This is a genomic window from Meiothermus granaticius NBRC 107808, assembly GCF_003574355.1.
Lineage (GTDB): Bacteria > Deinococcota > Deinococci > Deinococcales > Thermaceae > Meiothermus > Meiothermus granaticius.
Window position 1 is genome coordinate 1 of record NZ_QWLB01000018.1, and the last position, 21,911, is coordinate 21,911.

Annotated in this window: 20 protein-coding genes and 1 tRNA gene; 13 read left to right on the forward strand and 8 right to left on the reverse strand. The window is 63.5% G+C overall.

Features of this window, described 5'->3' with window-relative positions; all coding sequences use genetic code 11:
* Both Mgrana_RS07660 and Mgrana_RS07665 read left to right on the forward strand, forming a co-directional pair.
* A partial coding sequence (locus tag Mgrana_RS07660; RefSeq protein WP_119357023.1) for a cytochrome P450 occupies window positions 1-1,116 on the forward strand: 1,116 nt, incomplete at its 5' end.
* Between the two features lie 54 nt (window positions 1,117-1,170).
* Window positions 1,171-1,833, forward strand: coding sequence for a haloacid dehalogenase type II (locus tag Mgrana_RS07665; RefSeq protein ID WP_170146428.1), 663 nt, complete (start codon window positions 1,171-1,173; stop codon window positions 1,831-1,833).
* 76 nt (window positions 1,834-1,909) lie between these two features.
* On the opposite strand, the gene Mgrana_RS07670 is transcribed toward Mgrana_RS07665, so the two are convergent.
* Complete coding sequence (locus tag Mgrana_RS07670; protein WP_119357073.1) at window positions 1,910-2,293, reverse strand: acyl-CoA thioesterase; 384 nt, start codon at window positions 2,291-2,293, stop codon at window positions 1,910-1,912.
* 138 nt (window positions 2,294-2,431) lie between these two features.
* On the opposite strand from Mgrana_RS07670, the gene fni reads away from it, so the two are divergent.
* Window positions 2,432-3,448, forward strand: a complete 1,017-nt coding sequence (fni, locus tag Mgrana_RS07675) for a type 2 isopentenyl-diphosphate Delta-isomerase (protein WP_240631288.1) — start codon at window positions 2,432-2,434, stop codon at window positions 3,446-3,448.
* Between the two features lie 29 nt (window positions 3,449-3,477).
* Here the strand turns inward: fni and Mgrana_RS07680 are convergent.
* Together Mgrana_RS07680 and Mgrana_RS07685 are read right to left on the reverse strand one after the other, a co-directional pair.
* A tRNA-Met gene (locus Mgrana_RS07680) sits at window positions 3,478-3,554 on the reverse strand.
* Window positions 3,555-3,744: 190 nt separating this feature from the next.
* Entirely contained in the window at window positions 3,745-5,181 is a 1,437-nt protein-coding gene (locus tag Mgrana_RS07685; protein WP_119357075.1) for an NADP-dependent isocitrate dehydrogenase, read from the reverse strand.
* Window positions 5,182-5,570: 389 nt separating this feature from the next.
* On the opposite strand from Mgrana_RS07685, the gene Mgrana_RS07690 reads away from it, so the two are divergent.
* The 9 genes from Mgrana_RS07690 (at window position 5,571) to Mgrana_RS07725 (ending at window position 14,395) form a co-directional block, all read left to right on the forward strand.
* The gene (locus Mgrana_RS07690; protein WP_119357025.1) at window positions 5,571-7,034 is read left to right on the forward strand and encodes a tetratricopeptide repeat protein; all 1,464 of its coding nucleotides are present in this window, start codon (window positions 5,571-5,573) and stop codon (window positions 7,032-7,034) included.
* Window positions 7,035-7,068: 34 nt separating this feature from the next.
* Window positions 7,069-7,962: an SPOR domain-containing protein gene (locus Mgrana_RS17070; protein WP_240631289.1), complete on the forward strand. Its 894-nt coding sequence runs from the start codon at window positions 7,069-7,071 to the stop codon at window positions 7,960-7,962.
* A complete protein-coding gene (locus Mgrana_RS07700; RefSeq protein ID WP_119357026.1) occupies window positions 7,963-8,604 on the forward strand; it encodes a redox-sensing transcriptional repressor Rex in 642 nt (213 codons plus the stop codon).
* Window positions 8,601-9,056 (forward strand): hypothetical protein, encoded by a 456-nt coding sequence (locus Mgrana_RS16705; protein WP_147021155.1) that lies wholly within the window; start codon window positions 8,601-8,603, stop codon window positions 9,054-9,056. The genes Mgrana_RS07700 and Mgrana_RS16705 overlap by 4 nt, the downstream gene beginning before the upstream one ends.
* A gap of 63 nt (window positions 9,057-9,119) precedes the next feature.
* Entirely contained in the window at window positions 9,120-10,079 is a 960-nt protein-coding gene (locus Mgrana_RS07705) for a polyprenyl synthetase family protein (RefSeq protein WP_119357027.1), read from the forward strand.
* Between the two features lie 77 nt (window positions 10,080-10,156).
* Entirely contained in the window at window positions 10,157-11,425 is a 1,269-nt protein-coding gene (locus tag Mgrana_RS07710; RefSeq protein WP_119357028.1) for a Glu/Leu/Phe/Val family dehydrogenase, read from the forward strand.
* A gap of 88 nt (window positions 11,426-11,513) precedes the next feature.
* Entirely contained in the window at window positions 11,514-12,791 is a 1,278-nt protein-coding gene (locus Mgrana_RS07715; RefSeq protein WP_119357029.1) for a Glu/Leu/Phe/Val family dehydrogenase, read from the forward strand.
* An 88-nt stretch (window positions 12,792-12,879) separates the two neighbouring features.
* On the forward strand, window positions 12,880-13,443 hold the full coding sequence (locus Mgrana_RS07720) for a GNAT family N-acetyltransferase (protein ID WP_119357077.1): 564 nt from the start codon (window positions 12,880-12,882) through the stop codon (window positions 13,441-13,443).
* A 34-nt stretch (window positions 13,444-13,477) separates the two neighbouring features.
* A complete protein-coding gene (locus Mgrana_RS07725) occupies window positions 13,478-14,395 on the forward strand; it encodes a 2-hydroxyacid dehydrogenase (protein ID WP_119357030.1) in 918 nt (305 codons plus the stop codon).
* Here Mgrana_RS07725 and uvrC read toward each other — a convergent pair.
* Window positions 14,383-16,197: an excinuclease ABC subunit UvrC gene (gene uvrC, locus Mgrana_RS07730; protein WP_119357031.1), complete on the reverse strand. Its 1,815-nt coding sequence runs from the start codon at window positions 16,195-16,197 to the stop codon at window positions 14,383-14,385. The genes Mgrana_RS07725 and uvrC overlap by 13 nt on opposite strands.
* Before the next feature lie 81 nt (window positions 16,198-16,278).
* Between uvrC and Mgrana_RS07735 the strand changes: the two genes are divergently transcribed.
* Window positions 16,279-17,151, forward strand: coding sequence for a 3-hydroxybutyryl-CoA dehydrogenase (locus Mgrana_RS07735; RefSeq protein ID WP_119357032.1), 873 nt, complete (start codon window positions 16,279-16,281; stop codon window positions 17,149-17,151).
* Between the two features lie 14 nt (window positions 17,152-17,165).
* Here Mgrana_RS07735 and Mgrana_RS07740 read toward each other — a convergent pair whose 3' ends face one another.
* The 4 genes from Mgrana_RS07740 to Mgrana_RS07755 are packed head-to-tail and all read right to left on the reverse strand — an operon-like array spanning window position 17,166 to window position 21,822.
* Window positions 17,166-18,338 (reverse strand): thiolase family protein, encoded by a 1,173-nt coding sequence (locus Mgrana_RS07740; protein WP_119357033.1) that lies wholly within the window; start codon window positions 18,336-18,338, stop codon window positions 17,166-17,168.
* Window positions 18,335-18,973 carry an SGNH/GDSL hydrolase family protein gene (locus Mgrana_RS07745; protein WP_119357034.1) on the reverse strand — a complete coding sequence of 213 codons (639 nt, stop codon included), beginning with the start codon at window positions 18,971-18,973 and terminating at the stop codon, window positions 18,335-18,337. Before Mgrana_RS07745 ends, Mgrana_RS07740 begins: the two co-directional genes overlap by 4 nt.
* 9 nt (window positions 18,974-18,982) lie before the next feature.
* Window positions 18,983-19,516 carry a putative glycolipid-binding domain-containing protein gene (locus Mgrana_RS07750; RefSeq protein ID WP_147021156.1) on the reverse strand — a complete coding sequence of 178 codons (534 nt, stop codon included), beginning with the start codon at window positions 19,514-19,516 and terminating at the stop codon, window positions 18,983-18,985.
* A gap of 14 nt (window positions 19,517-19,530) precedes the next feature.
* Window positions 19,531-21,822 (reverse strand): 3-hydroxyacyl-CoA dehydrogenase/enoyl-CoA hydratase family protein, encoded by a 2,292-nt coding sequence (locus Mgrana_RS07755; protein ID WP_119357036.1) that lies wholly within the window; start codon window positions 21,820-21,822, stop codon window positions 19,531-19,533.
* Window positions 21,823-21,911: the final 89 nt, after the last annotated feature.

The following is a 21,911-nucleotide window of genomic DNA, read 5'->3' on the forward strand; positions in this document are numbered from 1 at the left end:
ATGGAACCCCTGACCCCACCGGAGCCCAGTGGCTACCCCACCCGCTTTGGGCATCTGCCGCGTTGGGCCCAGGGGGGGCTGGGCCTACTCGAGGAGGGGGCGGCCCTGGGCCCGGTGTTTGGATTGCGCCTGGGCTGGCCTACGGTGGTGGGGTATAGCCCGGCCTGGAACCGCCTGGTCTTGAGCGACCTGGAGACCTTCCGCTCGCGGGGTAGCCTGTCCGCCTTCACCCCATATCTGGCCGGGGGGATCATCACCACCGACCCCCCTCAGCACCGGCCCCAGCGGCAGCGCCTCGACCCAGGGTTTCACGCCAAGGCGGTGGCGGGTTTGCGGGAACGACTGCTCGAGGCCTTGGCACCGTTATCCCCGCCCGGAACCTTTGAGGCCCGGGCCTGGGCCTCAAAGGTGGCCCTCACCGCGCTGAACCTGCTCTACTTCGATGGACGCTTTCCCTTGCGGGCGCTGGCCCATTTTCTAGCCCCCCTTGACCATCCCTTTCCCGCCCCCCTGCTACCGCGTCCACTGCGCTTCGCCCAGGCTCGGCGACGGATCCTGCGGCTGCAGACCGAGGGCCACGGCATGGCCGCACACTTGCCGCTCGAGGAGGTGCGGGTGGGGCTGGCGGCTGGCTATGACACCACCGCCCACACCTTGGCCTGGGCGGCTTGGCATGCGGCCCGTTACCCCGAGTGGCATACCCCCCAGGGGCATTCCCTGCTGATCAAGGAGACCCTGCGGCTCTACCCGCCAGGGTTTGTGGGCAGCCGACGCGCTGCACAGGGGTTTGAGTTTGGCCCCCACCGTTTTGCCAAGGGCAGTCTGGTGCTCTACAGCCCCTACCTGACCCACCGAGACCCCCGGCTGTGGCCCCGGCCCCTCGAGTTCGACCCTTCGCGCTTCACAGGCCGGATCCCGGCCTGGGGGTATCTGCCCTTTGGCGCGGGGGAGCGAACCTGCTTGGGGATGCATTTTGCCCACTTGGTCCTGGAAGCGGCGCTTGCGCTGCTCGGCCCGCTCGAGGCCCTGCACGGCGACCCTGCTCCCAGGCCCCTGCTGACCCTGGCGCCACGGGGGGCCCTGTGGTTGCAAAGCCTGGGCCCTCGGAAGGGTTGAGATCAGCGGCCTATCATTGCTCCGAGCCAGATGGGGCTGATACATTGGAGGGCGATGCTCAAAGCGGTGGTTTTCGATGCCTATGGGACGCTTTTTGACCTGGGTCGCCTCGCCCTGCTGGCGGATGAGCTGTACCCCGGTAAGGGCTCGGCGGTGAGCAAGACCTGGCGCAGGAAGCAGCTCGAGTATTCCTGGTGGCTCTCGCTGATGGGGCGTTACCAAGACTTCTGGTCGGTGACGCGCTTATCCCTGTCCTATACCCTCCAGGCCCTGAACCTTGCGGCGGAGGAATCTCAGCTCGAGCAGCTCATGGACGCTTACCTGAGGCTTCCAACCTTCCCCGAGGTGCGGGCCAGCCTGCTCCGCCTGGCCGAGCGCTATCCACTGGCCCTGCTCTCCAACGGCACGGAGGCGATGCTCGAGGGGGTGGTGGTGCACAACAACCTGGGGCCCTACCTCAGCCACATCTTGAGCGTGGACCTGGTGGGGGTGTACAAGCCCAGCCCAAAAGCCTATGACCTGGCGATCCAGGCCTTCTTCGCGATCCCCAGTGAGATCGTTTTTGTCTCGGCCAATGGCTGGGATGTGGGCGGGGCCAAGGGCTTTGGCTTCGGCACCGCCTGGTGCAACCGTACGGGGGCCCCTGCCGAGACCCACGCCCCATCGCCGGATTGGACTGTGGAGAACCTGGAGGGGCTCGAGGCCCTGCTGCCCTAGTCCTTTGAGGATATGCGCAAAGCGCACGGTCGTACCGACCGCCTGGAGGATAGGCGCAAAGTGCACGATCGTACGCCTATAGGCCGGGCTCTTTTTCCGCTGCCGGCTCCCCTACCTCAACGGGTTTTCCCTGCTCGTCCACGGCCACATAGGTCAGGTTGCCTCGGGTGGCCAGGGTTTTGCTCTCTTTGAGGTTTTCTCGGTAAACCTCGACCTCTACGGTCAATGAGGTGCGCCCCACCCGCACCACCCGGGCCACAATCTCCAGCAAATCCCCCACCCGGATCGGAACCTCAAACACCACCTCGCCCACCCGCACGGTCACGCAGCGCTTGCGGGCGCGGCGGATGGCCGCGTAGGAGCCCACCTTGTCCATCAGCCCCAAGACGAAGCCGCCGAAGGCGTTACCACCGGGGTTGGCGTGTTCGGGAAACACCAGCTCGAGGGTGCGCGCTTCCATGATGCCCATCATAGGGCGTTTTTCCCCTATTTTGAGCCGTCGGATTTCAAGACAGAACCGTGGCCGCCAGGAGGGGCGGCGGGCGGGATAGTCCGGGCTGCATTCTGGGGGGGCTTCCTGGCGTACAATCCGCTGGTCGTGGATTCGCCCAACCTCCAAACCCGTAAGCGCAAACACCTCGAGGTCTGCCTGAACGAAGCGGTGGAGTACCAGCGGGTGACCACCGGCCTCGAGCGTTACCGCTTGCGCTACCAGGCCTTGCCGGAAATCTCCCTGGAGGAGGTGGATCTCTCCACGGAGTTTCTTGGGAAGCAGCTAAAGGCCCCTTTCCTGATCGGCGCGATGACCGGAGGGGAAGAGTTCGGCGGGCGGATTAACCGGGCCCTGGCCGAGGCCGCAGAGCGGCTGGGGGTGGGGATGATGCTGGGCAGCCAGCGGGTGATGCTCGAGCACCCCCAGGCCGCACGCTCGTTTCAGGTGCGCGAGGTAGCCCCAACCGCCCTGCTGATCGGCAATCTGGGGCTGGTGCAGCTCAACAAGGGATATGGCCTCGCGCACTTGCTGGATGCGGTGTCTGCGGTGGGGGCGGATGCCTTGGCCCTGCATGCCAATCCCCTGCAAGAGGCCTTACAGCAGGGAGGGGACACCGATTTTCGCGGGCTCCTGGGCGCGCTGCGGGGGCTGCTGCCCCAGCTTCCCTTCCCGCTCCTGCTCAAAGAGGTGGGGCACGGTTTCAGCGGGGAGGTGGCCCGGCAACTCGAGGGCCTCCCGTTGGCGGCCTTAGATGTGGCGGGAGCGGGGGGTACCTCCTGGGCCAAGGTGGAGGAGATCGTGCACCGGGGACGGGTGGTGCACCCTGAGCTGGTCGAGATCGGCATCCCCACCGCTCAGGCCTTGCTGGAATGCCGCACAGCCCTGCCCCAGACCCCGCTCATTGCTTCAGGCGGGCTGCGCACCGGGACCCAGGCGGCCATTGCCCTGGCGCTCGGAGCCCAGGTGGTAGCGGTGGCCCGGCCACTGCTAAGACCAGCCCTCGAGGGGCCTCAAGCGGTCGTGGCTTGGCTCGAGCAGTTCCTATGGGAGCTGCGGGTAGCCCTCTACGCCATAGGTGCCCGAACCCCCAGCCAGGCCTTAGGGCGGGTAAGTAAAATCTAGGGCCCGGGAACCCCCGGGCCCTAATCGCTTGGTTGCAGGGACAGGATTTGAACCTGTGACCTTCGGGTTATGAGCCCGACGAGCTACCAGACTGCTCCACCCTGCGCCGCGTCCACACCGTTGGTGTAGAACTCTCGTATATTAGGGGAAACGCCCCGTAAGGTCAAGCAGCGGTGAGGGTGCTGGGCCAGGCTCCGCCTAAAACAGCTCTGGGCCCGGTAGAGGCCCAGAGGTTGCCAAAGCTTGCATGGGGGGCTTCTGACCCCGGTTCTAGGGGGTGATCGCCGGCTGGGCGGTTACTGCCCCTGGCCCAGAGAGTACCCAGGCTTCCCATCAAAGGTATAGAGGTTCTCGGTTTTGATGAAGTCCAGGCCGGCCTCGGCCACTCGAGTCAGCAGGGCTACCACATCGGCGTGCCGCACCCCCTGGCCCATAAAGCGGCCCCGCCAATGGTCGGTGCGAAAGGTCTCGGGGAACCCGCCCGGCCAGACTTTCACCCCACGGTTGGTGATCATGACCAGCTCGAGGTTGTTGGTCGCCAGGGGTTGAAGCTGCGCGGCCAGCTCCTCCGGCTTCTGCCCCTTCCAATCCACGAACACATCCACCCCCACCAGCTCCTTTTGGGCCGCGGGTTTGCGTTCTACCCGGGGCACCATGGGCTCGGGGCTGGGCTTGCCAAACCGGGCCGGGCGCAGCCGGTCCGGTTCCTGCCCCAGGCGCTCAATGACCGCTCGGGCAAACTCCTGGGTTCCCACCTTTTGCACACTGACCCGCTCGTCGTAAATATCCGCGGTGTGGATGCCCTCCTCGAGGGTCTTCAGCCAGGCGTTCTTGATCCGTGCGGCCACCTCCGGCTGACCAATGTGCACCAGCATCAGGATCGCCCCCTGGAGAAGCCCGGAGGGGTTGGCGATGCCCTTACCCGCGATATCCGGAGCCGATCCATGCACCGCCTCAAACATCGCCACCTCATCGCCCACGTTGGCCGAGCCCGCCAGCCCCACCGAGCCGGCCACCTCCGCGGCGATGTCGGAGAGGATATCCCCATAGAGGTTAGGGGCCAGAATCACGTCAAAGCGCTCGGGCATCTCGGCGAGCCGGGCCGCCCCGATGTCTACGATCATGTGCTCTTTGACCAGCTCGGGGTACTCGGCCCCCAGCTCGTCAAACACACGGTGAAAGAGGCCATCGGTGAGCTTCATGATGTTGTCTTTGGTAATGCAGGTAACCTTTTTTCGTCCGTTGCGTCGGGCGAACTCGAGGGCATAGCGCACGATCCGCTCGGTTCCGGGGCGGGATATGAGCTTCAAGCACTGGACCACCTCGTTGGTCTGCTGATGCTCAATTCCTGCGTAGAGGTCTTCCTCGTTTTCGCGCACGATCACCAAATCTATGGACTTGTGCTTGGTGGTGACAAAGGGTTCGTAAGACTGCACCGGGCGCACATTGGCATAAAGCCCAAGGGTCTTTCGTACCGTGACGTTAAGGCTCTTATAACCCCCGCCCTGGGGGGTGGTGATGGGGGCTTTGAGAAAGACCTTGGTACGCCGTAGGCTTTCCCAGGCGGAATCTTCAATGCCGCTGGTGTGTCCCCTTAAGTAGACACTCTCCCCAATCTCGATGACTTCAGGGGTGACCTGAGCTCCGGCAGCCTCCAGAATTTGCAGTACCGCGCTCATAATCTCCGGGCCGATGCCGTCTCCGTAGGCAACCGTAATGGGCGTTTTGCTCATGCCGAGTTTATCCTCCTTCAGGCAGGTGAGGCTCCCACCTCCCATCTGCCAATCCTAGGCAATACCCGCTGAAAAAAACCTTCCTACGCGCTAGGCTCGGCTGGTATACTTGCATACAATCTGGGGAAAACTAGCCTTTATCGCCCCTGCATTTGTGGTCTGGATTGCCTTTGCAGCCACGACTGACCCCAGAAGGACCCCTGCGACCGCGAGAGCGGAAGTGCTTTGGATCAAGCGCTGTGCGCGGTTGGCTTTCTCCTCTTGAAAGGGCTGCCCCGTGACGGTGCGCCTGGTCGGGGCTCGAGCGCACTTGTTCATTTGCCCTGGGGAGGGGTTTCCCTGCGTGCTAGAATGACCCCGGAATGCAGATTTTACGTGGGGGAAACGGTATGAAACGACTCTTGGGAGCAGCCCTCCTGGCTTTCTCGCTTTCGCTCGCACAGCAAAACGGGCAGGCTGCGCAGCCCGCTGCGGCCCAGGTCGCCACCGATCCGGTGTTGCAGAAGGCGCAAGCTGCGCTGGACGCGGGCCGTTTGGCCGAGGCGGTTGAGGGCTTCGAGGCGGTGATCGCCAAAGATTTTTCCAGCTACAGCGCTCACTTCGGTCTGGGACTGGCCCTGTACCGCCAGGGGGACCTGAAGGGGGCTGCGTTCGAGTTCACCCAGCTTACGGTTCTCGATCCCAACCGTTTTGAGGGTTGGTTTAACCTCGGGGTGGTGCGGGATCGCCAGGGGCAAGCCCCAGAGGCTGCGGCTGCTTTTGCCAAGGCCATAGAAGTAGGGAGCAAGGCCAACCTCAGCGGGGCTGACCTCAAGCCGGCCTACATCGGGGATGCCAAAGCCCTGCGCACTCAGGGGCAGTACGATACTGCCGCGACGGTTTTGCAGGAGGGCCTGAAAGCCCTGCCCAAAGACCCGGACATGATGGCCCTGCTGGCGGACAGCCTGGTTAAGTCGGGCAAGGGCCTGGAGGCTTTGCCGGTGCTGTACGAGATCTTGGCCGCAGACCCCGCCAATGTGGGGGCCATCTCGCAAATCGCGGACATCTATGTGGCCCAAGGGCTTCCGCAGCGGGCCCTGCGGGAGATTGACCGGGGGCTCGAGGTGGCCAAGGACAACTCGGCCAAAGCTCAGCTCCTGCTCAAGAAATCCAGCCTACAACAGGGCAAGGAGCAGCAGGCTACGCTGGTTCAGGCGGTAACCCTTGATCCCAAGCTGTGGATGGCCCAGTACAACCTGGGGCTTTCCCGCCTGCAAAGCGGCAACCCCAAGGGGGCCATCGAGTCTTTCCAGAACGCCTATGCCCAAAACCCAGATGAGCCTAAAGTGCTGCTGGGCCTGGCGACGGCCTACGACCGGCTGGGCCAGTACGCTGAATCGGGACGCTTCGCTGAGCTTGCCGCGCAAAACAGCCAGGGGGCAGACCTGCTCGAGGCCCTAATCCTGCGGGGCAAGGCCGCCTATAACCTGCGGCGTTACAGCGATGCGGTAGGGGTTCTGACCCAGGCGGTCAACCTCAAGGCGGACCGGGCTGAGGCCTGGAGTCTGCTGGGCCGTGCCCAGTTTGCCCTCAAGGACTACAACGCTGCGGTCATCAGCCTGGACCGAGCCAACAGCCTCGAGCCCAATGCGACCAATGCCGCCAACCTAGGGGCCGCCCTCTATGCCTCCAGCCGCTACTCGGACGCGGAGAAGGTGCTCTCGCAGGCGGTGACCCTTGACCCCAAGAACGCGGTGGCCTGGTACAACCTGGGTTTGGCGCTCAAGGCGCTGTCTCGAGACGCCGAGGCCAAGCGAGCCTGGCAGCGCTCGGCAGACCTGGGCTACGCCCCGGCGCGCGACCTGCTGCGCTAATGAGCCCCTGCTGAGGAGCCTGTAAGATTGGGGCATGGGATGGCTAAGAGCGAACTGGCTTGACGCGCTGATCTTTTTGTTGGTCGCCGTCATCATGGCTGGGGTGGTGTTTTTCCTCACCGGGGTGAACCCACTCACGGCGTTTCAGGGAGGGCAGACCGCTCCGCTCTCCCCCCCCAAGACTGAACCGGCCCAGCCGTCTACGAAGCCTCAAGCAACCAAGCCGCAGCCGGCAACCCCCGCCCCCGTGACCCCCAAACCGCGCCCTCAGCCTGAGCCGGGCCTTGGGGCGGATTCCGAACCCGTGGTCACGGTGATTCCCAGCAGCCCCGAACCCGCCCCGTCTGCCGCCAAGCCAGTACCCGCTCCCCCCAAGGTGACCGACCGAACCACGGCCCAGCCTCAGCCATCTCAGTCGAATTCGCCCCAAGCACCTGCGGTCTCGGTAGGGGCAGATCGGGGCGGGGCCTGGCGGGTGGTGGTGGGTTCCTTTTCGGACCCGGCCAACGCCAACCGCTTGGCGGCAAACTTGCGGGGTCGTGGATATCCGGTGGGCCTCGAGACCTCCGCAGGCTACACCCGAGTCTGGGTGGGGCCCTACGCCGACCCAGCCCGGGCCCAGGCGGTGGCCGGAGGATTGGGCCAATACTCCCCCAAGGTCGCGGCCATGCCGGTCCCCGCTCAACCCACCAACCCACCGGCCCCCACTCAGGGCCAGCCCAGTGGGGGGCGTTTTCTCCAGGTGGGGGCCTATAGAAGCCGCGAGAGCGCCGCTCCTGTGCTGGCGAAGGTTAGAGAGGCGGGCTATGCCCCTGTGTTGGTCGAGGAGAGCGGCCTGATCAAAGTTCGGGTCGGGCCCCTAGACGATGTGGCTCCGGCTAAGGCCGCCCTCCAGGCTAGGGGCCTGGAAGTTTTGGAGGTTCGTTAGATGGCTAAGGTGCCCAGTGCTGCAATCTCGCGCCTAGTGACGTATTTGCGTATCCTCGAGGATCTAGAGGTTCGAGGGGTCAACCGGACCTCCTCCGAACAACTGGCGGAAGAGGCCCAGGTCACGGCTTTTCAGGTGCGCAAAGATCTTTCCTACTTTGGCAGTTACGGCACGCGCGGGGTGGGGTATACCGTGCAGATTCTGCGCCGTGAGCTGCGCCAGATCTTGGGCCTCAACCGCAAGTGGGGCCTGGCCATCGTGGGGATGGGAAGGCTGGGTCAAGCCATTGCGGATTATCCCGGCTTCAGCGAAATTTTTGATTTGCGGGGTCTCTTTGACCGCGACCCCTCCAAGTACCACATGACCTTTCGGGGCATGCACGTCGAAGGCATGGATAATCTGCCCCGGGCAGTGGCCGAACGGCGCATCGAGTTCGGCCTTTTGGCGGTTCCTGCTGATTCGGCCCAAGCGGTTGCCCATCGTCTGGTAGAGTCGGGAATAAAGGGCATCCTGAACTTTGCACCGGTGGTTCTGGAGGTCCCCAAAGAGGTGGCAGTGGAGAACGTGGACTTCTTAGCAGGGCTCAGCAGGTTGTCGTTCTTCGTGCTCAACCCCAAATGGAGAGAGGAGATGATCGGATGAAGCCAATCAAACTTGTGGCCGTAATGTTTGGCCTTGGCATGCTGGTGAGTTGTGGGAACTTTACCCCCAGGTTTAACGTGCCGAGCCTAAGAATCTCGGCTGGGACTTCTACCCCTCAATATGGCACCGATGCAAATGGTCAGCCTGTGCTGGTGGGTCTTTCGGTTACCTACTACATTAGGAATTTAGCGGGGAGTCCGGGTGGGACCATCAACAGCCTTAATTTGGTGGGGGGCGGGACTATTCCGGGAGCTGAAGTAAGGCCTTGCCCGGCAGATGCTCAGGAGCAGGCCCCAGATAGCGATCCCTGCGTAGTGACCCAAACCCTCAGCTATGCTCAAGCCAGCGGTATACCTGCCCGTGACTCTATAAAAGTGGAGAGCTATGAGGTTGTGAGCGACAGTGGTCAGGTGACGACCGTTACCTTGCCTACTCCCATCACCCTCTACTAACGGATCAATCCTGTGATACGCCCCAGAGCCTTTGAGGGCTCTGGGGTATACTTCTCTTTAGCCATGAGCGTGAAAGACTTCACCCAAGACCTGGAATCGTTCCTTGCTGCTTTTGAGGAGCGGCTGCGCAAAGTGGTGAAGTCTGAGGTGGAGTTCATCGGCCTGATTGAAGAGGATTTGGTAACGGCGGGTGGCAAGCGGGTGCGGCCTCGGCTGGTGTTTTTGGCCTCTGCTGCTTTGGGAGAGGTGCCCCATGCCCTCGAGCTGGCCTTGGCGGTCGAGCTAATTCACTCGGCCTCGCTCCTCCATGACGACCTGATCGACGACGCCGAGACCCGGCGGGGCCGAGAGGCAGCGTTTCGTAAATATGGCAATGCCGTCTCGGTGCTTTCGGGGGACTATCTGCTCTCGAGGCAGATGGCCTTATTGGCCCAGATTGGCAATCTAGAACTGGTGGCCCTGTGTGCTGAGGCGGCCCGGATGCTCTCCGAGGGAGAGGTGCTCCAGTTTCAGGTCGCGGCCCTGGGGGAGTATTCCCTAGCAAACTACGAACGGATCATCCACGGGAAGACCGCTGCGCTGATGCAGTTGGCCTGTGAAGGGGCGGCGGTGTTGGCCGAGGCCCCGCTGGCCCACCGTGAGGCGCTGGCTCGTTTTGGCGCCCTGTATGGTCAGGCCTTCCAGATGCGCGACGATTACCTCGATCTGATGGGTTCTTCGGAGGTGTTGGGGAAACCGGCGGGGGGCGATGTGCGGGAGGGTAAGGTCACCCGCATTACCCTGCGCTTGCTGGAGGCATACCCGGAAGAGGTGGGGGCCATTTTCCGGCGGCGGGGGCGCGAGGAGGGAGATGTTCGCCGCTTGCAGGAGCTGGCCCAACAGTCCAAGGCTGCGGAAGAGGTGATCCAGGCAATCGCCGAGCGGGTGGAGCAGGCCATTGGGGCTTTACGGGAGCTGCCTCGCTCCGCGGCTCGAGACCAGCTCGAGGCCCTGGCTAAGCGGGAACTGGTGCGCTTGAGCTGAGGCCCGAACTCTCGGGTAAAGCGGGTCTGGACTCGCGGCGGTAACGGGGGTCAAGGTATACTTTCAGCGGTGATTTCATGCTGAAAACTGCGTACCGTCCCCCCGGCGAAGCCCGGCTGTGGGAGAGCTTTTTGAGCCGCCTCGAGACCACCCTAAAAGTGGCCCATATCCACCCGGCTACTGCCAGCTACCTCACCCATCCCAAGCGGATGGTGGGGCTCTCCCTTCCGGTGAAGATGGACGATGGCGCGGTGCGCCATTTCACCGCGTATCGGGTGATCCACGATATCGCCCGAGGCCCGGCCTTGGGCGGGGTGCGCTTCCACCCCGAGGTCACCTTGGGTCAGACCTGTGGGATGGCGGCTTGGATGACCCTTAAGGCGGCGGTGTACAACCTGCCGTTCGGCGGTTCGGCTGGGGGGGTGGCGGTGGACCCCCGCAGCCTGGGCAACCGCGAGCTCGAGCGGCTCTCTCGCCGCTATGTGGCCGAGCTGATCGAGCTGATTGGCCCGGATGAGGACATCCTGGCCCCCGACGTGGGGACCAACATGCGCATCATGGCTTGGTTTCAAGACACCTTCACCATGAACAAGGGTCAGACCATGCTGAGCGCGGTGACCGGCAAACCGATCCAAGTGGGGGGGGTGGCCGCTCGAGACGAAGGAGGGGGTCAGGGGTTGGTCTATGTTCTGACCGATCTGGCCCACCATTATGGAGCCCCCATCCAAGGGGCTACGGTGGCGATTCAAGGCTTTGGCCAGGTGGGGAGTGCGGTGGCTCGCTATGCCCTCAAGGAGGGCTTGAAGGTGGTTGCCGTCTCTACCAGCAAGGGCGGAGTCTACGACCCCAGCGGCCTGGAGGTGAGCGCCCTCGAGGCGCATTACGCCCTCCACGGCAGCCTCGAGGGTTTCCCGGCCCAGCCGATTTCCAACGCCGAACTGCTCCGGCTCAAGGTGGACTACCTGGTGCCCGCTGCGGTCGAGGGGGCCATTGACGCTGAGAACGCGGAGGAGGTGGGGGCCTCGGTGGTGGTGGAAGGGGCCAATGGGGCGATTACGCCTGAGGCTGAAACCCTTTTGCACTACCGTGGAATCCACATCATCCCCGATGTGCTGGCCAATGGCGGAGGGCTGGTGATGAGCTATCTCGAGTGGGTGCAAGACCTCTCGATGTTCTACTTTGATGCGACCGAGGTGCAGACCCGGCTGCGCGAGTACATTCACGCCTCGATGCGGGCGGTGCTCGAGCGGGCTGAGCCGCTGGGGGGAAGGCTTCGCGATGGAGCCTACGCGCTGGCTTTGGAGCGCATCAACGAGGCCAACCGACTGCGGGGGGTATATCCATGAAGGTAGGGCACACGCTCTGGATGCCCGCCCGTGACCCTAGGCAACCGCATACCGCCCGCGTATCTCCAATGCCCTGTGGAGGCCCCCAATGAAATCTGAACCCCTTTCATACCTCTCGAGCGAGACCATCGGCCCCTGGGAGATTTACCTGGCCCAGGTAGATCGGGTAACCCCCTATCTGGGCAAGCTGGCCTACTGGGTTGAAGACCTCAAACGTCCCAAGCGCATCCTGATCGTAGATGTGCCCATTCACACCGATGATGGCGCGGTGCTGCACTTTGAGGGATACCGGGTGCATCACAACACCTTTCGCGGCCCGGCCAAGGGCGGGGTACGCTTCCATCAGGATGTAACCCTCTCGGAAGTGATGGCCCTTTCCGCCTGGATGACCATCAAAAATGCTGCGGTGGGATTGCCCTACGGCGGGGGTAAGGGTGGGATTCGAGTGGATCCGCGTAAGCTCAGCCCAGGAGAGCTCGAGCGCCTGACCCGGCGCTATACCTCAGAGATCGGACTGATCATCGGGCCAGACAAGGATATTCCCGCCCCCGACGTGGGTTCTGGGGCGCGGGAGATGGCCTGGATGATGGACACCTACTCCATGAACGTGGGCCGTACCACCCCAGGGGTGGTGACCGGAAAGCCCATTGCGGTGGGGGGCTCGCTGGGCCGCCAAGACGCCACCGGGCGCGGGGTATTCGTGGCTGCTGCTGTAGCCGCCGAGAAAATAGGGCTGCCGGTGGAGGGCAGCCGGGTGGTGGTGCAGGGCTTTGGCAATGTGGGCAATGCCGCTGCCCGCATCTTTCACGAGGCCGGGGCCAAGGTGGTAGCGGTCTCCGATGTGACCGGGGCGGTACGCAACGATGGGGGCATTGACCCCCATGACCTGCTCCAGCATGTGGCCAGCCTGGGGGGGGTCAAGGGCTATCCCAAGGCCGAGGCCATCCCCGCTTCGGAGGTGCTCACCGTACCCTGCGAGTTTTTGGTTCCGGCGGCCCTCGAGAAGCAGATCACCGAGAAGAATGCTTGGCAAGTACAGGCCAAGATCGTAGTGGAGGGGGCCAATGGCCCAACCGTTCCTGCGGCGGACGACATCCTGAACGAGCGCGGGGTCATTGTGGTTCCCGATGTGATCGCCAATGCCGGTGGGGTCACGGTGAGCTATTTCGAGTGGGTACAGGATTTCAACAGCTTTTTCTGGACCGAAGCCGAGATCAACGCCCGGCTCGAGCGCCTGATGCGCCAAAGCCTCGAGGCGGTCTGGCAGGTGGCCCAGGATAAAAAGGTCTCGCTGCGTACCGCAGCCTATATCGTGGCGGCAACCCGGGTGCTCGAGGCCCGCTCGCTGCTGGGCCTATACCCCTAAACAGGCGGTCTGAAAGAGTAGGAAGGGGAGAGTTTGGGGATTTGTGTTACCCTACACCCTGCCCGGGGTTTCGCGCTATGCTGAAGCTGTGGTGATCTCTGACACCTGGCCTCGCTGTGGGCGGGTCACGCTCAAACCCTTCACCGAAACCCTGACCGAAGAGGAGTGGCGACGTTTTTACGAGTGCTTCCGCGATCCGGAGATTGCGGAGTGGAACGGTAGCCGTCCCCTCAAGATGCCGGTCTGGTTGTTCAAGCGGGTGGTGATGGGGGAGGTCGCGCGCGGGGATCGCCTGGGTTTCGGCATCCTGGATGAGAAGGGGGAGTGGCTGGGCACGGTCGAGCTGTATGAGCTCTCGCGCAACGAGGCCACCTTAGGCATCCTGATCGGGGCCAAGGATCGTTGGGGGCAGGGTTACGGCACCGATGCGGTCAGGGCTGTGTTGGCCTATGCCTTTACCAAAATGGGGTTGCACAAGGTTAAGCTGCGTACCTACAGGCATAACCTGCGGGCCCAGCGGGCTTTCGAGAAAGCCGGGTTCCGTTTTGTGTCCTCTCCTCCCCCCCCCTTGCGCTTCAACTTTGGCTTCACCCCCAAACCCGAGTTTGTTCCGATGGAGATCACCAAGGAACAGTGGGAGGGGGTGGCTTAGGGAGCCGTTGGGCGCGGGCGGTACACTGTAATTCATGATTCTGCTCGTTCCCGAAGGAACCGAAGCCCGGTATCTGCAAGGCTTACCCCAGTCCGTCGAAATCGCCTACCTACCTAAAGAGGGCCCGCTCCCCGAGCAGGCCCTGCGGGCGGAGTTTGCGGTTGCGCCCTACGGTGGGGCCAAGCACTTTTTCACGGTGCTGCCTCAACTGGCGGCCCTGAGGGTAGTGCAAACCCTGACCGCTGGGGTGGACTGGATTCTGCCCAAGATGCCCCCCCACATCACCCTTTGTGATGCCGCAGGGGTGCACGATACCCCGGTTGCGGAGTGGATCGTGGGGGCCATATTGGGGGCGGTAAAAAAGTTTCCCGAGTTCCGCGACGCGCAGCGCGAGGGAAGGTGGGCCTACCAGTGGGTGGACGACCTCGAGGGCTCTACCGTACTGTTCTTGGGCTATGGCTCAATTGCGCGGGCCACCGAGCGCAGGCTCGAGGCCTTTGGGGTTCACTTCCTTAGGGTGGCCAGAACGGCCAGGGAGGGGGTCTGGGCCCTTACGGAGTTACCCAACTTGCTGCCCCAAGCCGATGTGGTCATCAATCTGCTGCCCTACACCCCGCAGACCGAGGGCCTGTTTGGGGCCGAGCTGGTAGCCCAGATGAAACCCGGTTCGCTATATGTCAACGCTGGCCGGGGCAAGACCGTGGATCAGGACGCCCTGGTGGAGGCGGTCCGAGCGCACCGGATTCGCCTGATCTCGGATGTGACCGATCCGGAGCCGCTTCCTGAGGGGCATCCGCTGTGGTCGTTGCCGGGGGTGTTTTTCACCCCGCATATGGCCGGCTCGACCCATAAGCTCTTTGAGCGGGGGTTCCGCCTGGTGGTGGAGCAGGTGGGGCGGTATGTGCGGGGGGAACCGCTCCTGAACACCGTGAGCCGGGATCAGGGGTATTGAGTTTCGGGGGTTCCAAGCGCTACGGGAGCTTGGTTGAGGGCTTTGAGCACGGCTTGAGCGCTGCGCCGATCCAGGCCGGGCAGTCTGGCCAGTTCCTCCACGCTCATGGCCCGAAGCTCCTCGAGGGTCGAGAAGTGGTGCAGCAGGGCTTTCTTACGGGCGGGGCCGATACCCGGGATGTCGTCGAAGATGCTCTTGAGGGTTTTGGCGTTGCGCAGCTTGCGGTGGAACTGCAGGCCGTTGTTATGGGTTTCGTCGCGCACATAGATCAGCAGCTGCAAGGCAGGGTGGGTTAGGGGCAGGGCAATTGTCTGGCCGTCGGGCAGAATCAGGGTCTCCTCGCGCTTGGCCAGCCCCACCAGCGGGATTTCCAATCCCGCGGCCCGTAAGCCCTTTTGTGCGGCCCGCACCTGTCCAAGCCCACCATCAATTAACAGCAAGTCCGGGATGGGCAGGTTCTCGGCCAGGCTCCCGCTGAAGCGCCGAGCCACGGTTTGCTCCATGGAGAAGAAATCATCAGGCTGGCCCTTCAACCCTTTGATCTTGATCCGGCGGTACTCCGCCTTTTTGGGCCGCCCCCCCTCGAAAACGGTGATGCTCCCGACCGCGCTTTCACCCATCAGGTTGGAGATATCGTAACCTTCGATACGGTAGGGGCTGCGTGAGAGCCCCAGCACATCCATCAGCCCCTTGAGGCCGGGGTGGTTGCCGCGCCGCTCTTGGAGCTTGAGCTCGGCCTCGAGCGCAGTCTGGGCATTGCTCTGGGCGAGCTCGACCAGGCGGGTTTTGTCCCCCCGCTGGGGCACCCGCACCTCGACCTTGCGGCCTTTACGGCTGAGGAACTCCGAGAAGGCGGCCTCGGCCTCGAGCTCGAACGGCAGCAGCACCAACGGGGGTAGGGGGGTGGCCTCGAGGTAGTAGTCGCGCAGGAAGGCCTCCAACAGTTCTGGGTCGCTGGCTTCCTTAACCCCCTCCACAAAGCGCGAAATCCGCCCCAGCATCTGCCCGCCGCGCATCTGGTAATGCTGGAGCATGGCGTAATCCCCGGCCCGGGCAAACCCTATGAAGTCCAGGTCCCCCAGCTCTACGTCGTAAGCCTGTTGGTTGGTGCCAAAAAAGCTGCGTACTGCGGCAATCTGATCCCGGATCTCGGCGGCCCGCTCGAAATCCTGGGCTCGAGCCGCTTCCTGCATCTGGGCCTGAAGGCCCTCGAAGAGCCGCTCCACGTTTCCATCGAGTAGGTCGGCAACCTTTTGCACCTCTTGGGCATAGAGGTCGGGCTCGGCCTTGCTCACACAGGGGGCGAAACAGCGCCCCATCGAGTAGTTAAGGCAGGGGAAGCGCCGCTTCTTGAAGGGGATTCCTGAGTTCTTGCGCAGCTTGAACACCCGATCCACCAGCCGCTTGATTCGCCGCACCGCCCCGCCATCGGGGAAGGGGCCCCAGTAGCGCGCACCGTCGTTTTGAACCCGACGCACGATGAGCAGCATGGGCCATTCCTCCTGGGTGAGCTTGAGGAAGGGGTAGTGCTTGTCGTCCTTCATCAAGACGTTGTACCGAGGGCGGTATTGCTTGATCAGGTTGGCCTCTAGGAGCAGGGCCTCCACCTCATCGCGCACCACAATGAAATCGAGGCGGTCGGCTTCGTGGGCCACTCGAGCAGATTTCCCTTCGGCGTGAAAGTAGCTGCTGACCCTGGCCTTGAGGCTTTTGGCCTTGCCCACGTAGAGGATGGTCTCCCCGGTTTTCCAGAGGTAGACCCCGGGTTGTTCGGGCAGAGGGGGCAGGTCTTGAGGCTGCATTCAGAGCCCTATCGTACTGCCGCCTTGATTTAGACAGGGTGAAGTGCGTCGGGGGTGGGTGGGAAGGGTAGACTGATAACCATGGAAATTCGCAAGATTGGGGTGGTGGGAGCAGGGCAGATGGGTTCAGGAATCGCTCAGGTGGCCGCGCAGGCAGGGTACGAGGTGGTGCTCCGCGACCTCGAGCAGGGCTACCTCGAGCGCGGCCTGGCGGGCATTCGGCGGAGCCTGGGCAAGCTCTTGGAAAAGGGGAAGCTGGATCAATCCGCCCACGATGGGGCCCTCTCGCGGATTCACCCCACGCTGGAACTGCGGGACCTGGCCGACTGCGACTTGGTGGTTGAGGCCATCGTGGAGCACGAGCCGACCAAGCTCGAGCTGTTGCGCGAGCTGGATGCCCTACTGAAGCCCCAGGCCCTCTTGGCCTCCAACACCTCCTCCATCCCCATCACCCGCTTGGCAGCAGCGACGGGCCGTCCGGAGCGCTTTATCGGTATGCACTTCATGAACCCGGTGCCCCTGATGGAGCTGGTCGAGGTGATCCGCGGCTACTTGACCAGCCAGGAGACCTCGGCGGCTGTGGTGGCTGCGGCGCGGAGGATGGGCAAAACCCCGGTTGAGGTCAACGATTACCCCGGTTTTGTGGCCAACCGCATCCTGCTGCCGATGCTCAACGAGGCCATACAGTGCGTGATGGAGGGCGTGGGCGAGCCGGAGGCCATTGACACCATCATGAAGCTGGGGATGAACCACCCCATGGGGCCGCTAACCCTGGCTGACTTCATCGGCCTGGACACCTGCTTGAGCGTGATGGAGGTGCTGCACCAGGGCCTAGGCGACGATAAATACCGCCCTTCGCCGCTGTTGCGCAAGATGGTGCAGGCAGGGCTTCTGGGACGCAAAAGCGGGCGTGGATTTTATCGCTACGACGAAAAGGGCAACAAGATCGGGTAGCCCGCTCCGGTGGACTAGGCCTGCGGGTATACCTCAAAAACCCCCGCCGCGCCCATCCCACCGCCAATGCACATGGTCACCATCCCCAACCCGCCGCCGCGCTTTGCGAGTTCGTGGATGAGCTGGGTGGTGAGCTTGGCCCCCGTCGCACCCAGGGGGTGCCCCAGGGCAATGGCCCCTCCGTTGACGTTGACCTTCTCGGGGTTCATCTGGAGCTCTCCCATCACCGCCAGCACCTGGGCGGCAAAGGCCTCGTTGAACTCGATGAGCTCGAGGTTGTCCATCCCGATACCGGCTTTGGCCAGAGCCTTGGGCACGGCCTTGATGGGCCCCACGCCCATGATGTCGGGATTCACCCCGCCGGTTGCAAAGGAGACGAAGCGGGCCAGCGGCTTCAGACCCAGCGCCTGGGCTTTCTCGGCGCTCATCACCAGCAGCGCGGCAGCGCCGTCGGAGTAAGGCGAGGCATTCCCTGCCGTCACGGTGCCGCCCTCCTTGAAGGCTGGCTTGAGCTTGGCCAGGCGTTCTAGGCTGGTGTCGGCCCTGGGCAGTTCGTCTTTGGCGAACAGGAACTCCTCGACCTGCTTTTTAGCCCCTTTCCAGGAGACCTTCTGGACCGGGATGGGCACAATCTGCCCCTCAAAAGCGCCCCTGGCCTGGGCCTCCAGCGCCTTCTGGTGGCTGCGCAGGGCCCAGGCGTCCTGATCGGCGCGGCTGACCCCCCAGCGCTCGGCCACCCGCTCGGCGGTAAAGCCCATGCCGATGTAGGCCTCGGTCAGTTCGGGGTGGAGCTGGGTATGGTAGCCCGACATGGGCACCTGACTCATCATCTCCACGCCTCCGGCCAGCACCACCTCGTTCATGCCGGACATGATGGCCTGAGCCGCATAGGCCACACTTTGCAGACCCGAGGAGCAAAAGCGGTTGATGGTGGCTCCAGTGACCTCCACTGGGAATCCGGCCCGCAGCATGGAGAGCCGGGCTACGTTGAGGCCCTGACCGGCCTCGGGCATGGCGCAGCCCCACTGGATGTCCTCGAGGAGGGCCGGGTCCAGCCCCACCTTTTCCACCGCCGCCTTCATCACCGTGGCCGAAAGGTCAATGGGATGGACATTGGCCAAGGCCCCATCGGATTTGCCTCGAGCCACAGCGCTACGCACGGCGCTCACGATCACAGCTTCTTTCATGGGTAGACTCCTTGTTTCAAAACATCGGCAGGGGGGGACAGCTCGAGCCCCTGTTGCCTCAGCAAGGGAGCGACATCCTGGGCGATTGCCAGGTAGCCCCGTGCATTGGGATGCACCCCGTCCTCGCTCCAGATGGCCGGGTCGCGGTCCAGCGGACCTTGCCAAAACTCGTATAGGATTGCCTCATACTGGGCCGCTAGATCGCGCAGGAGGGCATTGGTGGCCTCGAGGTTCCGGCGCAGCCGCCGGGCTACGCCCTCAGGCAGATCCAGCCGCAGGGTAAAATCCGGGGTGGTGGCGGTAAAGATCTGAGCCCCGATGCTCCTGAAAGCCCCAAACATCAGGGTTAGCTCGGCCCGCAGTCGTTCGGCACTGAAGGGACCGCGCAGGGCGTCGTTTCCCGGTCCGATCAGACTGATGAAATCGGGCTGCAGGGAAAGCCCTCGGCTCATCTGCTGCTCGCGGATTTCCCAGGAACGCAGGCCGTACGCCGCCAGATTGGTGTACCGCATCCCCGGGTTGGCCGCTTTCAGCCACAGAGCCAGCCAGTCGTGAGCAGAGCGCAGCTCCAGGCCCTCTACCGGATCCCCGGTACCTTGGGTGAAGCTATCCCCGAGCGCAACGAAATGTCGCATAAATCGCCCTCACACGCGCCTGAACAAACCAGTGTACTCGAGCACCAAGCCCTGGTCGTCCACCTGCAGAACCGCCCGAAACCCCGTCTCGAGGCCCTCGAAGAGGTACTTATCCGGGCCAAGACGGGTGTACTTTTGCTGTGCCCGGCGGGGCACCAGCGAGGGCATAGGGATATAAACCACCGAGATTTCCCTGGAACCCCCCACCTCGAGTCCAAGCCTGCGGATGGGGAGGGTGTTGGTAAACGGGGTCGCCTGAATGTCAACGTCCAGGCAGCCCTCGAGGGTTTCCAATTGCATCCCGTCAGTGCCGTGCCAGTTCCCCCGCCGGTCACTGTCGAGATCTAGCCCTGCGCCCCCCTCGAGGTCGGCCCTCAGCGAGCCCACAGTCCAGTCATCGGCGATGTCCAGGGTGTAGCGGAGGCGCAGCGGCAGGCCATCGAACCGCCCGACCACCAGGCCGTTGGCTCGAAACCCGGCGGGCCCGGCGTCCAGCCGCAAGTGCTCTGTCGTCCGGTCGTTGGAGACGGATACCCACACCATGTCCTGCCCCACGGCTAGTTCCTCAGCGGTTTCCCGGTCTTCAGGGTGTGGGCGATGCGCTCCTGGGTTTTCTGGGTGCCCAGCAGCTTCAGGAAGCCCTCGCGCTCCAGATCCAGAATGTCCTGCTCGGTCACCTCGCGGGCAGGCCCGTCGCCGCCGCAGAGCACGTAGGCCACGTGGTTGCCGATCAGCACATCGTGCGCGCTGGCCTGCCGGGCCTCCTGGAACTGCCAGAGGGCGTAGCGCAGGTTGCCCAGGCCCTCGGCCCCCAGGGCCCGGATTTTCAGGGGGGGCTGGGATACGAAGTCGGGGGCCATAAAGAGCACCCGCCGCTTGGCATCGGCAATCAGCCGGTCGCGGTTCATGCTGATGCCGTCGCCCTGGCGCAGGAAGCCCATGTTGCGGGCCTCGAGGGCGCTGGTGGAGGTCTGGGCCAGCATGATCATCTGGAAGGCCCGTTTGACCCCTTCAAACAGGTCTATGTCCGAGCTGTACCCGGAAAGCTCGCGGGTAAAGCGGAAGAGCATCTCTTTGGTGCCCCCTCCACCAGGCAGCAACCCCACGCCGGTCTCGACCAGGCCCATATACAGCTCGGCGTGGGCCTGAATGGCGCTGCTGTGCAGGCTGAACTCGGCCCCGCCCCCCAGGGTGAGGCCAAAGGGCGCGGCCACCACCGGGAAGGGGGCCCGGCGCAGACGCATGGAGGTCTGCTGGAAGCGGCGGGTGGCCAGCTCGAGGTCGTCCCAGGCCCCTTCCCGGGCCGCCATCAAGACCAGGGCCAGATTGGCCCCGGCGCTGAAGGTGCGGGGGTCTTCGTGCCCAATCACCAGCCCGGCGTAGCCCTGGGCCTCCACCCAGTCCAGGGCCTTATGCAGTCCACCGATGGAGCCCTCGCCCCAGGTGCCCATCTTGGCGCGGTTCTCGAAGAGGGCCACCCCGTCGCCCAGGTCGAGCAGGGCGTACTCCTTGCCTTCTAAAGGTGTGCGGCCTGCACTTTTGACCGGCGCCAGCCGGATGACCCCTTCCTCGGGCGGGATGGGGTGGTACTGGCCGTCGAAGTCCAGGTAGGTGCCGTCCTTATAAAAACGACCCTGGGCCTTCTTGAGGAGCTCCGGCTCGCTCAGGCCCAGCTCGGCAAAGCCCCGGCGCAGATAGTCCAGGCCCACCGCGTCCATGTTCTTGAAAGGCCCCTGCTCCCAGGCAAACCCCCACTCCAGGGCCCGGTCTACCGAGACAATGTCGTAGGCAATCTCGGGGGCTTTCAGGAGGGCATAGTGCGCGTTAATCAAAAACAGCTTGCGGGCAAAGGCGCCGTACTTGCCGGGCAGCTCGCCCACCTTCTGGAGCCGCTCGTTCAGGGGCAGGTCCTTGATGGCCCCAATCTCGTCCAGGCGCAGCTTTTGCTGGGGCTTGTACTCGCCGGTCTGGTAGTCGTAGGTGAAGATGTCCTTCCCCACCTTCTTGTAGAAGCCCGCGCCGGTCTTGTCGCCCAGGTGGTTCTGGGCAATCAGGTTTTCCACCCAGTCGGGCATGGCGAAGTCTTCGCCGGTGGTATGGGCCAGCTCGGTGGAGACCAGCTTCAGCACATCCAGGCCGGAGATGTCGCCGGTGCGGAAGGTAGCGCTCTTGGGGCGGCCTACCAGCGGGCCGGTGAGGGCATCTACTTCGTCAATGGTGAGGCCCTCGGACATCATCAGGCGCATGGCCTGGGTCATGCCGAACACCCCTAGCCGGTTGGCGATGAAGCCGGGCGCGTCCTTGCAGAGGACCGTGCCCTTGCCCAGAATGCGCTCGCCAAACTGGCGCATGGCTTCCAGTACCGCCGGGTCGGTGTCGGGGGTGGGGATCAGCTCTAAAAGGTGCAGGTAGCGCACCGGGGCAAAAAAGTGTGTGCCCAGGAAGCGCTTGCGGAAGGCCTCTCCCCGGCCCTCCAGAAGGGTTTTCATGGGAATGCCGGAGGTGTTGGAACTCACGATGGCCTTAGTACCCAGGGCCTCGAGCCGCGCAAACAGGGCCTGCTTGGGCTCGGGCTTCTCGATGATGACCTCCACGATCCAGTCGCAGTCTTTCAGTTTTTCCAATTCATCGGTGGTGCCCAGCTCGATGAGGGCCGCCCGCCCTTTGTCCATGAAGCTCGCGGGCTTGCTCCCTAGCTGGCGCTCGAGGCCCTTTTTGACCAGCTCGAGCTTGTCCTCCTGGCCCGGTATATCCAGCATGACCACCGGCACCCCTGCGGAGGCCGCCAATGCCGCTATCGCGCCACCCATCGTGCCCGAACCCACCACACCTACCTTCTTGATTCGCATTTGGCCTCCTGAGCTACCTGGGCATATTTTTATACCAAGTCAAAGTTTAGTATAGGCCCAACCCCGCCGTCCAGTGTGCTGAGCCGCAC

Bases quoted from the DNA above. Each gene is read 5' to 3' on its own strand.
- Mgrana_RS07665 (WP_170146428.1), top strand. From the start codon at position 1,171: ATGCTCAAAGCGGTGGTTTTCGATGCCTATGGGACGCTTTTTGACCTG.
- Mgrana_RS07670 (WP_119357073.1), bottom strand. From the start codon at position 2,293: ATGGAAGCGCGCACCCTCGAGCTGGTGTTTCCCGAACACGCCAACCCC.
- Mgrana_RS07685 (WP_119357075.1), bottom strand. From the start codon at position 5,181: ATGAGCAAAACGCCCATTACGGTTGCCTACGGAGACGGCATCGGCCCG.
- Mgrana_RS07690 (WP_119357025.1), top strand. From the start codon at position 5,571: ATGAAACGACTCTTGGGAGCAGCCCTCCTGGCTTTCTCGCTTTCGCTC.
- Mgrana_RS17070 (WP_240631289.1), top strand. From the start codon at position 7,069: ATGGGATGGCTAAGAGCGAACTGGCTTGACGCGCTGATCTTTTTGTTG.
- Mgrana_RS07700 (WP_119357026.1), top strand. From the start codon at position 7,963: ATGGCTAAGGTGCCCAGTGCTGCAATCTCGCGCCTAGTGACGTATTTG.
- Mgrana_RS16705 (WP_147021155.1), top strand. From the start codon at position 8,601: ATGAAGCCAATCAAACTTGTGGCCGTAATGTTTGGCCTTGGCATGCTG.
- Mgrana_RS07705 (WP_119357027.1), top strand. From the start codon at position 9,120: ATGAGCGTGAAAGACTTCACCCAAGACCTGGAATCGTTCCTTGCTGCT.
- Mgrana_RS07710 (WP_119357028.1), top strand. From the start codon at position 10,157: ATGCTGAAAACTGCGTACCGTCCCCCCGGCGAAGCCCGGCTGTGGGAG.
- Mgrana_RS07715 (WP_119357029.1), top strand. From the start codon at position 11,514: ATGAAATCTGAACCCCTTTCATACCTCTCGAGCGAGACCATCGGCCCC.
- Mgrana_RS07725 (WP_119357030.1), top strand. From the start codon at position 13,478: ATGATTCTGCTCGTTCCCGAAGGAACCGAAGCCCGGTATCTGCAAGGC.
- uvrC (WP_119357031.1), bottom strand. From the start codon at position 16,197: ATGCAGCCTCAAGACCTGCCCCCTCTGCCCGAACAACCCGGGGTCTAC.
- Mgrana_RS07735 (WP_119357032.1), top strand. From the start codon at position 16,279: ATGGAAATTCGCAAGATTGGGGTGGTGGGAGCAGGGCAGATGGGTTCA.
- Mgrana_RS07740 (WP_119357033.1), bottom strand. From the start codon at position 18,338: ATGAAAGAAGCTGTGATCGTGAGCGCCGTGCGTAGCGCTGTGGCTCGA.
- Mgrana_RS07745 (WP_119357034.1), bottom strand. From the start codon at position 18,973: ATGCGACATTTCGTTGCGCTCGGGGATAGCTTCACCCAAGGTACCGGG.
- Mgrana_RS07750 (WP_147021156.1), bottom strand. From the start codon at position 19,516: ATGGTGTGGGTATCCGTCTCCAACGACCGGACGACAGAGCACTTGCGG.
- Mgrana_RS07755 (WP_119357036.1), bottom strand. From the start codon at position 21,822: ATGCGAATCAAGAAGGTAGGTGTGGTGGGTTCGGGCACGATGGGTGGC.